Origin of the sequence: Pseudomonas sp. NY15372, assembly GCF_048068215.1 — a bacterium.
Lineage (GTDB): Bacteria > Pseudomonadota > Gammaproteobacteria > Pseudomonadales > Pseudomonadaceae > Aquipseudomonas > Aquipseudomonas guariconensis_A.
In genome coordinates, this window is sequence record NZ_JBLUPY010000042.1 from 1 (window position 1) to 12,434 (window position 12,434).

The window sequence follows — 12,434 nt, forward strand, 5'->3', positions numbered from 1 at the left end:
TGGATACGATCAACCGGCTTAGTCGCATAACCTGAACCGCCGTGTACGGAACCGTACGCACGGTGGTGTGAGAGGACGGCGGGTCAGAGCCCGCCTCCTACTCGATGCCCGGCGTTCGGTGTTAGTTGAACGCGAAGCCCGAGACAGCGCCGCTGGCATCGACGCGCACATGTACCCGTTCTGGGTCGAATTCGCGCGTGGACATTTCATTGGGGCCGACCACGCGTGTACGCCCGGTGGCCTGGGTAATGGCGGTTTTGATCGACCCTTCATAGGGCAGGCCGATCAGGTGTTGCAACTCGTGCACGACTTCTTCATTGGTCATGGTGGTACTCCTTGGGTTGTGAGGGTGAGCCCGAACGGGCCGGGCCATCTTTACGCCAAGGAGGCCTGTCGCTGCGTTAACTATTACTTCTGCTCGAACATGACATAGATCTTGCGGCACGGCTCCAGCACTTCCCAGGTGCCCTTGAAGCCTGCGGGGATCACGAAGCGATCGCCGGCACGCAAGGTCTTGGCATTGCCGTCCAGGTCGCGCAGCACCGAGACGCCCTGGGTGATCTCGCAGTACTCATGCTCGGTGTAGTTCACCGTCCACTGCCCGACCGCACCTTCCCATACGCCCGCGGCGAACTGGCCGCAGGGGCTGGAGTAGTGGTTGTAGACGGCCTGGTCGGGTTCGCCCTTGAGGATTTTTTCCGCCGCCGGGCGATAACGCTCGGCCTCGGTGAGCACCTGGGCGAAATCGATGATGCTGCTGATAGTCATGCTGAAGCCCTCTTGTTGTTTAATAAAATGCACATCAGTAGGCTTTTAGGCCTTTCGTGTCAAATATATTGATAGTTTCACCCGGCTGGTTTAGGGTGGCGGGTGCCAGTGTGCGCTTGTCGCCCGGCCAGAATTTTCGACATCGCCGTGATGTCCTCAGTACGGCGTTGCACCTTAACAAGAGGAGGAGTTTCGTATGACCACCCTGACTCGTGCGGATTGGGAACAGCGTGCCCAACAACTGAAGATCGAAGGTCGCGCCTTCATCAACGGCGAATACACCGATGCCGCGTCCGGTGAAACCTTCGACTGCCTGAGCCCGGTGGACGGACGCTTCCTGGCCAAGGTCGCCAGTTGCGACCTGGCCGACGCCAACCGCGCCGTCGAGAACGCCCGCGCCGTGTTCGAATCCGGCGTCTGGTCGCGCCTGGCGCCGGCCAAGCGCAAGGCCACGCTGATCCGCTTCGCCGACTTGCTGCGCAAGCACGTCGAGGAGCTGGCACTGCTGGAAACCCTGGACATGGGCAAGCCGATCGGTGACTCCTCCACCATCGATATCCCGGGTGCCGCCAACGCCATCCACTGGACTGCCGAAGCCATCGACAAGGTCTACGACGAAGTCGCCCCGACCCCGCACGACCAGCTCGGCCTGGTCACCCGCGAGCCGGTGGGCGTGGTGGGTGCCATCGTACCTTGGAACTTCCCGCTGCTGATGGCCTGCTGGAAACTCGGCCCGGCCCTGGCCACCGGTAACTCCATCGTGCTCAAGCCTTCGGAAAAGTCGCCGCTGACCGCCATCCGTATCGCCCAGCTGGCCATCGAAGCCGGTATCCCGGCCGGTGTGCTGAACGTGCTGCCGGGCTACGGCCACACCGTGGGCAAGGCCCTGGCCCTGCACATGGACGTCGATACCCTGGTGTTCACCGGCTCGACCAAGATCGCCAAGCAATTGATGGTCTACGCGGGCGAGTCGAACATGAAGCGCGTCTGGCTGGAAGCCGGCGGCAAGAGCCCGAACATCGTGTTCGCCGACGCGCCTGACCTGAAGGCCGCCGCCGAGGCTGCTGCCAGCGCCATCGCCTTCAACCAGGGCGAAGTCTGCACCGCGGGCTCCCGCCTGCTGGTCGAGCGCTCCATCAAGGACCAGTTCCTGCCGATGGTGGTCGAGGCCCTGAAGGCCTGGAAGCCGGGCAACCCGCTGGACCCTGAGACCACCGTGGGTGCGTTGGTCGATACCCAGCAGATGAACACCGTTCTGTCCTACATCGAGGCCGGCCACCAGGACGGCGCCAAGCTGCTGGCTGGCGGCAAGCGCACCCTGGAAGAAACCGGTGGCACCTATGTCGAGCCGACCATCTTCGACGGCGTGACCAACGCCATGAAGATCGCCAAGGAAGAGATCTTCGGCCCCGTGCTGTCGGTGATCACCTTCGACACCGCAGAAGAAGCCGTGGCTATCGCCAACGATACGCCCTACGGCCTGGCCGCCGGCATCTGGACCTCGGACATTTCCAAGGCCCACCAGACTGCCCGCGCCGTGCGCGCTGGCAGCGTGTGGGTCAACCAGTACGACGGCGGCGACATGACCGCACCGTTCGGTGGCTTCAAGCAGTCGGGCAACGGCCGTGACAAGTCGCTGCACGCACTGGAGAAGTACACCGAGCTGAAAGCGACCTGGATCAAGCTGTAATCCAGCGCGGGCCGCTTCGCGGCCTGAGCGCGGGGCAAGCCCGCTCCAGCAAGGTCAGCGCCAACCTCAGGGCCGGCGCGGCCACTGTGGGAGTGGGCTTGCCCCGCGATGGGCTGCAAAGGCAGCCCTGACGACAGCCGGGCCGGCCCTACGCCGTCCCGGCTTTGTCGTCTTTGTATTTCAAGATCTGCCTAGGAGGGCTGCCATGCGTTGGGGAACCTACTTTGCCGTACTGGCCTCGGTGCTCAGTGTCGGGCTCGCGCTCGGCGTGAGCATGCCACTGGTGTCCTTGCGCCTGGAGGGCTGGGGCTATGGTGGGTTCGCTATCGGCGTGATGGCGGCGATGCCGGCTCTGGGTGTGCTGCTCGGTGCCAGCCTGGCCAGCCGCCTGGCCGGCTGGGTCGGTGTGCCGGCCGCCATGCGTCTGTGCCTATGGGGCGGCGCCCTGTCGATCGGCCTGGTAGCACTGCTGCCCAGCTACCCGTTGTGGCTGGCGCTGCGCCTGCTGATCGGCATGGCCCTGACGGTGGTGTTCATCCTCGGCGAAAGTTGGATCAACCAGCTGGTGGTCGAGCAGTGGCGAGGCCGCCTGGTGGCGCTGTATGGCAGCAGCTACGCCTTGAGCCAGCTGGCCGGGCCACTGGTGCTGGGGTTCCTGGGTTCGGACGATGATTTCGGGTTCTGGGCCGCGACGGCCTTGCTGCTGTGTGCGCCGTTGCTGCTGTTGGGGCGTGGTGGTGCGCCGAGCACCGACGCGTGCAGCGTCACCTTCGGCGACCTGTTCGCTTTCTGCCGGCGTCTGCCGGTGATCGCCTGGGCCATTGCCCTGTTCGCTGCGTTCGAGGCGATGATCCTGACTTTGTTGCCGGTGTACTGCCTGCAGCAAGGGTTCACCGCGGAGGTGGCGCTGTTCATGGTCAGTACCGTGGTGGTGGGTGATGCGGTGCTGCAACTGCCGATCGGTGCCCTGGCCGACTACATGTCGCGCCGTACTCTGTTCAGCGGCTGCGCCCTGACCCTGCTCGTTTCCAGCCTGGCGATTCCGCTGGCCTTGCACACCCCTGCGATCTGGCCGGTGTGGGTGCTGTTCGGTGCCAGTGCCGGTGGCCTGTTCACCTTATCGCTGGTGCTGATCGGTGAGCGTTACCGGGACGATGAACTGGTGCGGGCCAATGCGCATGTGGCGCAGCTGTGGGGGATCGGCTGCCTGCTCGGGCCGCTGATCGCCGGGGCTGGCAGCCAGTGGATCAGCGGGCATGCGTTGCCTTGGTTGATGGCCGCAGGGGCCGCAGGGTTGGTGGTGTTGACCCGGCGGCGGGATGCCTTCGAGCCGGCGTCGGCGTAGATCGCAACATTGGGGGGGCTGCTATGCAGCCCCAATCGCCGGCAAGCCGGCTCCCACGGATAGCAAAGGCTTTGAGAGCTGCAGGGGGGGAGCCGGCTTGCCGGCGATTGGCCCTGCGCTACAGCATCTTCTCCAGGCCCACTGCCTTGCTGATCCAGGCATTGAAGCGCCGCCACAGGCCGCCTGGTTCCGACGTCAGCAAGCGCCGCTTGCCATTGTCCTCGGTCACCCACACCAGCTGGTCGCCTACCAGTTTCGCCTGGTAGCTCAATGCCGGTGCCATGCCTTCGACAGCCATTTCGCGGGTGTATTCGGCCAGTTCCGGGCTGTCTACCAATACGCCGACTTCGGTGTTCCACAGCACGGAGCGTGGGTCGAAGTTGAACGAGCCGATGAAGGTCTTGCGCCGGTCGAAGACGATCGCCTTGCTGTGCAGGCTGGAGTCGGAGCTGCCGCGAAAGCTCAAGCTACGATAGGCGCTGGGGTCGCCCGGCTGGCGGCGCAGTTCGTACAGTTGTACGCCATGTTCGAGCAGGGCGCGGCGGTAGGGGGCGTAGCCGCCATGCACCGCCGGTACGTCGGTGGCTTCCAAGGAGTTGGTCAGCAGCTTGATCGAGGTGCCTGCGTCGGCGCGGCTGGTGAGGTACAACAGGCCGGACTCCCCAGGCACGAAGTAAGCCGACACCAGGATCAGCTCGTGCTGCACCTTGGCCAACTCTGGCGCCAGTTGCTGGGTCATCAGCAGGTGCGGGTCCGGCTCGTCCTGGGCCAGCACTTTGCTCGGCGAGTCCCATAGGGCCTGGCTATGGGCCCAGATCAACTCGTTGCGCCAGGTGTCCAGGCGTGGGCGGGATTGGTAGGCCATCAGCCGGTCGTACAGCGCCTTGTGCTTGACCCGTGCCTGAGCCAGGGAAATTTCCAGGCGCTTGCGGCTGGCGCGCAGGTCGGCGGCATCTGGCTGGCGCCAGAGGAAGTCACCGATCGGCCGGCTCAGGGCGCTGTTCCAGTACTGGTCGAAGCTGTGCCCGAGTTGTTCGGCCACCGGGCCCACGCCGAGCAGGTCGATGTCGGTGAAGTTCAGGTTGGGCTCGGCATCGAAATATTCGTCGCCGATGTTGCGCCCGCCGACGATGGCCATGCTGTTGTCCACCAGGAACAGCTTGTTGTGCATGCGCCGGTGCTGGCGCGACAAGTTGAACAGCCGGCCCACGGCACGGGTGGCGCCGGTGCTGCGCCCCAGGTGCAGGGGATTGAATACGCGGATATGGATGTTCGGGTGGGCGGCCAGCGTGCCCATCAGGGTGTCCAGGCCGTCGCTGGTGGTGTCGTCGAGCAGGATGCGCACCCGCACGCCGCGGTCGGCGGCACGCAGCAGTTCATGCACCAGGGCGCGGGTGCTGAGGCCGTCATGGACGATGTAGTACTGCAGGTCGATGCTGGCCTGGGCGTTGCGGATCAGCTCTGCGCGGGCACGAAAGGCCTCGTTGCTGTTGGGCAGCAGGCGAAAGCCCGAGCGCCCCTCGTACGGCGCGGCCTGGCGCTGCACCGAGCGGCCGAAGGCCGAATCGCTGGCCGGCAGCGCCTGGCTGACCTGGCGCGGTGTGCCGACGCTGGCGCAGCCCGACAGGCCAAGCAACAGCGCCAGCAAGAGAGGCAGAGCTCGCTGGAGTCTCAAGGGTAGAACGTCCTGTACAGCAAAGGCCTATGGTTTGGACTGTGGGAGGCGGCGCAAAGTTACGCCGGGCTTTCGTCCGCTTCCAGTAGACGAAGGGCGGTTTCGCCCACCTTGCGCACAGCGGCTTCGATCTGCGGCGTGGGCCGTGCGGCAAAGTTCATGCGCAGGCAATGCCGGTACTTGCCCGACGCCGAGAAGATGCTGCCAACCGCAATCTGCACCCCCTGCTCCAGTAAAGCCCGGTTCAGGCGCAGCGTGTCGAAACTTTCTGGTAATTCGACCCATAGCATGAAACCGCCCTGGGGCCGGCTGGCGCGGGTGCCTGCAGGGAAATAGCGGGTCACCCAGTCGCTCATTTGGTCGCGGCCGCGCTGGTACTGGCTGCGCATGCGTCGCACGTGCGGGTGGTAATGCCCGGCCTCGATGAAGTCGGCGATGGCCAACTGCGGCTGGCAGGCCGTGCTGCCGGTGCTGATGTACTTCATGTGCAGCACCCGCTCCAGATAGCGGCCGGGCGCCACCCAGCCAACCCGCAGCCCCGGTGCCAGGGTCTTGGAGAAAGAACTGCACAACAGCACGCGGCCGTCTTCGTCGAACGACTTGATGGTCCGTGGGCGCGGGTAGGTGTAGGCCAGGTCGCCATACACATCATCCTCGAGGATCGCCACGTCATAGCGCTGGGCGAGGTTCAGCAGGGCCTTCTTGCGCGCTTCGGGCATGATGTAGCCCAGGGGGTTGTTGCAGCTGGGGGTGAGCTGGATCAGCTTGATCGGCCATTGTTCCAGCGCCAGCTCCAAGGCCTCCAGGCTGATGCCCTGGAGCGGGTCGGTGGGGATTTCCAGGGCCTTCATGCCCAGGCCTTTGAGGGTCTGCATGGCGCCATGGAAGCTTGGCGACTCCACCGCGACGATATCGCCCGGCTCGCACACGGCGCGGATGCTGGTGGACAGCGCCTCATGGCAGCCCGTGGTCACCACCAGGTCGGCCGGGTCCAGGCGGCAGCCGGAATCGAGCAGCAGCCGGGCGATCTGCTCACGCAGGGCGAGGTTGCCGTGGATGTTGTCGTAGTACAGCCCGGGCATGTCCTGGCGTCGGCTGAGCTGGGCGAGGCTGCGTAACAGAGGTTTCAAGGTCGGGCTGTCGATGTCGGGCATGCCGCGGCCAAGCTGTATCACCGCCTTCTGCGGCGTGCTGCGTACCAGCTCCAGGACCTGCTCCCATTGCGAGATATCCACAGGGCGCTGGGCCGGGCGGCTGACGGCGGGCAGGGCAGGGAGGCTGCGGTCTTCGGCGACGAAATAGCCGGACTTGGGCCGTGGCGAGACCAGGCCGTTGTCCTCGAGCAGGCGATAGGCCTGCTGCACCGTGCTCAGGCTGACCCCATGCTCCAAACTCAGCGCGCGCACCGAGGGCAGGCGCTGGCCGGGGCGGTACAGGCCTTGTTCGATGCGGGCGCCCAGCAGTTCGGCAAGGTTGAGGTAGAGCGTCACGGCATACTCCTGCGCCTAAGTGCGCCTGCAGACCATTACAGATCGGCTGAAAATACAGCATTCAGGCCTCAGGCTGCCAATTCTGTATGGAAATAATAAACTGGCATTGGATCTGTATGGCCTCGGGTGCCGACGTGCATGCTTTCTCCCACAGTACCTACTGATCGGGAGAACGCAGCGATGGACGGCATGAGCGATGTGCGCTTGCAACTATTGGCCAAGGAACTGGACGCTGGAGAACGGGCCAAGGTCTTCGAGGGGCCAGCGGGGCTGAGCCGGTGGGGGTTGATGGTGCATCGCTGGCGTACCCGCAGGCACCTGTTGCAGCTCGACGATGCACAACTGCGGGATATCGGGCTGAGCTGGGCGCAAGCGCGGGAGGAAGGGCGCAAACCCTTCTGGAAAAGTTGAACACGACCCCTGTAGGAGCGGGGCAAGCCCGCTCAAAGGGGGTGTCAGGCGAGTTCTTTCAGGCGATGCCAGAGCATTCCCAAGGCCAGCAGCGGCGAGCGCAGCAGCTTGCCGCCGGGGAAGGTAATGTGTGGCACCTTGGCGAACAGGTCGAAGCGCCCGCCCTGCTGGCCGCTGATGGCCTCGCCCAGCAAGCGCCCGGCCAGGTGGGTGGCGTTCACGCCATGGCCGGAATAGGCCTGGGCGTAATAGACGTTGGGCTGGCTGGCCAGGCGGCCGATCTGCGGCAGGCGGTTGGCACCGATGCCGATCATGCCGCCCCATTGATAGTCGATGCGTACGTCGGCCAACTGCGGGAATACCTTGAGCATCTTGGGCCGCATGTAGGCGGCGATGTCCTGCGGGTCACGCCCGGAATAATGGCAGGCGCCGCCGAACAGCAGGCGGTGGTCGGCAGAGAGCCGATAGTAGTCCAGGGCCACGCGCTGGTCGCACACCGCCATGTTCTGCGGCAGCAACTGGCGGGCGCGCTCCTCGCCCAACGGCTCGGTGGCGATGATATAGCTGCCGGCGGGCAATACCTTGCCGCCGAGTTCGCGGTTCAGGTCGTTGTGATAGGCATTGCAGCACAGCACCAGGGTCGTGGCGCGAACGCGGCCCTGGGCGGTATGCACAGTCACTTCGGGGCCGTAGTCGATACGAACGACTTCCGATTGTTCATACAGGCCCACCCCCAGGCGGCTGGCCACGGCGGCTTCGCCCAAGGCCAGGTTCAGCGGGTGCAGGTGCCCCGAGCCCATGTCGATCAGCCCGCCTACATAGCGGTCGGAACCGACCACGCTGTGGATATCTTTCTCCTGCACCAGGCGCAGTTCGTGGCGATAGCCCAGGCTGCGCAGTTCTTCGGCATCCTCGGCGAAGCCTTGCAGCTCGCCCGGCTTGTTGGCCAGGTCGCAGTAGCCCCAGGTCAGGTCGCAGGCGATGGCATGGCGCTCGACGCGCTCGCGGACGATGTCCACCGCTTCCAGGCCCATGAGCTTCATGCTGCGCACACCTTCCTCGCCGATCACCGGCAGGAACTGCTCCAGGCCGTGGCCGACGCCGCGGATCAACTGCCCACCATTGCGCCCGCTGGCGCCCCAGCCGATCTTGCGCGCTTCCAGCAGGATCACCGACAGCCCACGCTCGGCCAGCTCGATGGCAGTATTGAGGCCGGAATAACCGCCGCCAACGATGCAGACGTCGGCACGGTGGTCGCCTTGCAGGAAGGCGTGGTCAGGGTGGGGTGCGCTGCTGGCGGCATAGTAGGAGGCGGCGTGCTGCGCGCTGTGGATCATTGGGCTGGGTCCTGGGGCTGGTGGGCTAGGCGAGGAGGATAAGCCGGGGCTCTGGGGCGGGCAACCGGCCAGCCCTGCTTGACGCGATCAACTCTAGGAGCGGCCTTGTGCCGCGAAAGGGGCGCAGCGCCCCCCACAGTTATAGTGCCGGGGCCGCTTTGCGGCCCGTTCGCGGCACAAGGCCGCTCCTACAGTGGGGCGGCGCTATATAATCTGGTCAATTTCCCTGCTTTGTACCCGACCATGTCCTGCAACAGCCACAAGATCCATTTCCTGCGCGAACTGATCCCATCCTTCGAGTGCGAACCCGGCTGCCATGATTGCTGCGGCCCGGTCACCACTTCGGCTGAAGAAATGGCCCGCCTGCCGCGCAAGCCCCGCGCCGAGCAGGACGCCGCGCTGGAGCGCCTGGACTGCGTGCACCTGGGCCCCAACGGCTGCACGGTCTACGAAGAGCGCCCGATGATCTGCCGCCTGTTCGGCACCACGCCACGCCTGGCCTGCCCGCGGGGCCGGGGGCCCGACCAGATGATCGAACCCGAGGCCGAGCAATTGGTGCACCAGTTCATCGCCAGCACCCGCCAGGTGCTGGTCTGAACCTTACTCCGGGATCGGCAGGCAGAGGCTTTCCTTCACCTCTTCCATGACGATGTAGCTCTTGGACTCGCGCACATGGGGCAGCTTGAGCAGGATGTCGCCCAGCAGCTTGCGATAGGAGGCCATCTCCGAGATACGTGCCTTCACCAGGTAGTCGAAGTCGCCGGACACCAGGTGGCATTCCAGCACATGGGGCAGCTTGAGCACGGCGCGGCGGAACTCCTCGAAGGTGTCCCCGGACTTGTAGTCCAGGCTGATCTCGACGAACACCAGCAGGCTGCCCTTGAGGTGCTGCGGATTGAGCCGGGCGTTGTAGCCCATGATGATCCCCTCACGTTCCAGCCGGCGAACCCGCTCGGTGCAAGGTGTGGTGGAAAGGCCGACCTTTTCGCCCAGTTCGGTGAACGAGATGCGCCCGTCGTTCTGCAGGATGCGCAGGATATTGCGGTCGATCTTGTCCAGTTCACGCTTGCTCTGGTGCTGGGTTCTCATAGGGGATGCCCCTCCGTGAAAGGCGATTTTGCCGAGAATTCTCGCCAAATATAGGCTTTTATATAGTGAAATGCACTGGCTATTCCTCCATATACTGCGGCCATCCAGCCATTTCAACAAAAGACTGCGGTTGACCGCGTGCGAGGGATAAACAATGCGAGTTTTGGTACTTGGTAGCGGTGTGATCGGAACCGCCAGTGCCTATTATCTGGCCCGGCAAGGTTTCGAAGTGACGGTGGTCGACCGCCAACCAGCGGTGGCCATGGAAACCAGCTTCGCCAACGCCGGCCAGATCTCGCCCGGCTATGCCTCGCCCTGGGCTGCCCCTGGCGTGCCGCTCAAGGCCATCAAGTGGCTGCTCGAGCGCCATGCCCCGCTGGCCATCAAGCTCACCGGCGACGTCGACCAGTACCTGTGGATGGCGCAGATGCTGCGCAACTGCACCGCCAACCGCTACGCGGTGAACAAGGAGCGCATGGTGCGTCTGTCCGAGTACAGCCGCGACTGCCTCGACGAGCTGCGCGCCGAAACCGGCATCGCCTACGAGAACCGCTCCCTGGGCACCACCCAGCTGTTCCGTACCCAGGCGCAGGTGGATGCCGCCGCCAAGGATATCGCCGTGCTCGAGCAGTCCGGCGTGCCTTACGAGCTGCTCGACCGCGACGGCATCGCTCGTGTCGAACCTGCCCTGGCCGGCGTGAAGAACATCCTGGCCGGCGCCCTGCGCCTGCCCAACGACCAGACCGGCGACTGCCAGCTGTTCACCACCAAGCTCGCCGAAATGGCGCTCAAGCTGGGCGTGGAATTCCGCTTCGACCAGAACATCCAGCGCCTGGACTTCGCCGGTGACCGTATCAACGGCGTGTGGATCGACGGCAAGCTGGAAACCGCCGACCGCTACGTGCTGGCCCTGGGCAGCTATTCGCCGCAGATGCTCAAGCCGCTGGGCATCAAGGCGCCGGTGTACCCGCTCAAGGGTTACTCGCTGACCGTGCCGATCACCAATGCCGACATGGCGCCGACCTCGACCATTCTCGATGAAACCTACAAGGTCGCCATCACCCGGTTCGACAACCGTATCCGCGTAGGCGGCATGGCCGAGATCGCCGGCTTCGACCTTTCGCTGAACCCGCGTCGCCGCGAAACGCTGGAGATGATCGTCAATGATCTCTATCCTCGCGGCGGCGACCTGAGCCAGGCCAGCTTCTGGACCGGCCTGCGCCCGGCCACCCCGGACGGCACCCCGATCGTGGGCGCCACCCCGTACCGCAACCTGTTCCTGAACACCGGTCACGGTACCCTGGGCTGGACCATGGCCTGTGGCTCCGGTCGCCTGCTGGCCGATTTGATCGCGCGCAAGAAGCCGCAGATCAGTGCCGAAGGCCTCGACATTTCCCGTTACGGCAACAACCGGGAAGTGACCAAGCACGGCCAGGCCGCGCCTGTGCATCAGTGATTGGCCTGCTTCACCAGCCCTATCGCCGCCTTGCCGGCGATAGGGCAACACCGATTTCAACCTGAACCACCATAAGGCTGCCGCCATGCGTCCCGCCCGTGCCCTCATCGACCTCCAAGCCCTCCGCCACAACTATCGCCTGGCCCGTGAACTGTCCGGTGCCAAGGCCCTGGCCGTGATCAAGGCCGATGCCTACGGGCATGGCGCGGTACGCTGTGCCCTGGCCCTGGAAACCGAAGCCGACGGCTTTGCGGTGGCCTGCATCGAGGAAGCGCTCGAGCTGCGCGCCGCCGGGATCAAGGCGCCGGTGCTGCTGCTCGAAGGCTTCTTCGAGGCCAGCGAGCTGGCGCTGATCGCCGAGCACGACCTGTGGTGCGTGGTGCAGTCACTGTGGCAGTTGGAAGCGATCGAGAACACGACTGTCCACAAGCCATTGACCGTCTGGCTGAAGATGGACACCGGCATGCACCGCGTGGGCCTGCACCCGAAGGACTACCAGGAGGCCTACCAGCGTCTGCTGGCCAGCGGCAAGGTGGCGCGTATCGTGCTGATGAGCCACTTCGCCCGCGCCGATGAACTGGACGTGGATGCCACTTCCCAGCAGGTGGCGGTGTTCGAAGCCGCCCGCCAGGGCCTGGCTGCCGAATGCAGCCTGCGCAATTCCCCGGCGGTGCTGGGCTGGCCCCAAGTGCCGAGCGACTGGGTACGCCCGGGCATCATGCTCTACGGCGCCACGCCCTTCGAAGTCTCCCAACCCCAGGCCGAGCGCCTGCAACCGGTGATGACCCTGCAATCGCGTGTTATTGGCGTGCGTGAGCTGCCGGCCGGCGAGCCGGTGGGTTATGGCGCCAAGTTCATCACCCCGCGCCCGACCCGGGTCGGCGTGGTCGCCATGGGCTATGCCGATGGCTACCCACGTCAGGCGCCCACCGGTACCCCGGTGATGGTCGCCGGCAAGCGCAGCCAGCTGATCGGGCGGGTGTCCATGGACATGCTCTGCATCGACCTGACCGACGTGCCCGAAGCCACCATCGGCAGCCCGGTGGAGTTGTGGGGCAAGCAGGTGCTGGCCAGCGAGGTGGCAGCCCAGGCGGGCATGATCCCGTACCAGATCTTCTGCAACCTCAAGCGCGTGCCGCTGGACTATATCGGCGAATAAGCGGCTGAAGCGGA

At 64.9% G+C, this 12,434-nt stretch carries 12 protein-coding genes; 6 read left to right on the plus strand and 6 right to left on the minus strand.

What is annotated here, in order from left to right:
- Positions 1–121: 121 nt before the first annotated feature.
- Positions 122–325 carry an I78 family peptidase inhibitor gene (locus tag ACNFG0_RS20210; RefSeq protein WP_416766140.1) on the minus strand — a complete coding sequence of 68 codons (204 nt, stop codon included), beginning with the start codon at positions 323–325 and terminating at the stop codon, positions 122–124.
- Positions 326–408: 83 nt separating this feature from the next.
- The gene (locus tag ACNFG0_RS20215; RefSeq protein WP_196144656.1) at positions 409–768 is read right to left on the minus strand and encodes a cupin domain-containing protein; all 360 of its coding nucleotides are present in this window, start codon (positions 766–768) and stop codon (positions 409–411) included.
- 196 nt (positions 769–964) lie between these two features.
- Between ACNFG0_RS20215 and ACNFG0_RS20220 the strand changes: the two genes are divergently transcribed.
- Positions 965–2,458 carry an aldehyde dehydrogenase gene (locus ACNFG0_RS20220; RefSeq protein ID WP_196144655.1) on the plus strand — a complete coding sequence of 498 codons (1,494 nt, stop codon included), beginning with the start codon at positions 965–967 and terminating at the stop codon, positions 2,456–2,458.
- Between the two features lie 205 nt (positions 2,459–2,663).
- Positions 2,664–3,803 (plus strand): MFS transporter, encoded by a 1,140-nt coding sequence (locus tag ACNFG0_RS20225; protein ID WP_196155884.1) that lies wholly within the window; start codon positions 2,664–2,666, stop codon positions 3,801–3,803.
- Positions 3,804–3,921: 118 nt separating this feature from the next.
- Here the strand turns inward: ACNFG0_RS20225 and ACNFG0_RS20230 are convergent, their stop codons facing one another.
- Positions 3,922–5,478: a phospholipase D family protein gene (locus ACNFG0_RS20230; RefSeq protein WP_416766142.1), complete on the minus strand. Its 1,557-nt coding sequence runs from the start codon at positions 5,476–5,478 to the stop codon at positions 3,922–3,924.
- Positions 5,479–5,537: 59 nt separating this feature from the next.
- The gene (locus ACNFG0_RS20235; protein WP_196144652.1) at positions 5,538–6,968 is read right to left on the minus strand and encodes a PLP-dependent aminotransferase family protein; all 1,431 of its coding nucleotides are present in this window, start codon (positions 6,966–6,968) and stop codon (positions 5,538–5,540) included.
- Positions 6,969–7,148: 180 nt separating this feature from the next.
- On the opposite strand from ACNFG0_RS20235, the gene ACNFG0_RS20240 reads away from it, so the two are divergent.
- Complete coding sequence (locus ACNFG0_RS20240; RefSeq protein WP_196144651.1) at positions 7,149–7,379, plus strand: DUF1127 domain-containing protein; 231 nt, start codon at positions 7,149–7,151, stop codon at positions 7,377–7,379.
- 44 nt (positions 7,380–7,423) lie between these two features.
- On the opposite strand, the gene ACNFG0_RS20245 is transcribed toward ACNFG0_RS20240, so the two are convergent.
- Positions 7,424–8,716 (minus strand): NAD(P)/FAD-dependent oxidoreductase, encoded by a 1,293-nt coding sequence (locus ACNFG0_RS20245; RefSeq protein ID WP_196155882.1) that lies wholly within the window; start codon positions 8,714–8,716, stop codon positions 7,424–7,426.
- Between the two features lie 243 nt (positions 8,717–8,959).
- Here ACNFG0_RS20245 and ACNFG0_RS20250 point away from each other — a divergent pair, with 243 nt between their 5' ends.
- Positions 8,960–9,313: a YkgJ family cysteine cluster protein gene (locus ACNFG0_RS20250; protein WP_196144649.1), complete on the plus strand. Its 354-nt coding sequence runs from the start codon at positions 8,960–8,962 to the stop codon at positions 9,311–9,313.
- A 3-nt stretch (positions 9,314–9,316) separates the two neighbouring features.
- Here the strand turns inward: ACNFG0_RS20250 and ACNFG0_RS20255 are convergent, their stop codons facing one another.
- Complete coding sequence (locus ACNFG0_RS20255; protein ID WP_084855355.1) at positions 9,317–9,805, minus strand: Lrp/AsnC ligand binding domain-containing protein; 489 nt, start codon at positions 9,803–9,805, stop codon at positions 9,317–9,319.
- A gap of 154 nt (positions 9,806–9,959) precedes the next feature.
- On the opposite strand from ACNFG0_RS20255, the gene dadA reads away from it, so the two are divergent.
- Together dadA and alr are read left to right on the plus strand one after the other, a co-directional pair.
- A complete protein-coding gene (gene dadA, locus ACNFG0_RS20260) occupies positions 9,960–11,261 on the plus strand; it encodes a D-amino acid dehydrogenase (RefSeq protein ID WP_196144648.1) in 1,302 nt (433 codons plus the stop codon).
- Positions 11,262–11,346: 85 nt separating this feature from the next.
- Positions 11,347–12,420 (plus strand): alanine racemase, encoded by a 1,074-nt coding sequence (alr, locus tag ACNFG0_RS20265; RefSeq protein WP_196144647.1) that lies wholly within the window; start codon positions 11,347–11,349, stop codon positions 12,418–12,420.
- The last annotated feature ends 14 nt before the right edge of the window (positions 12,421–12,434 follow it).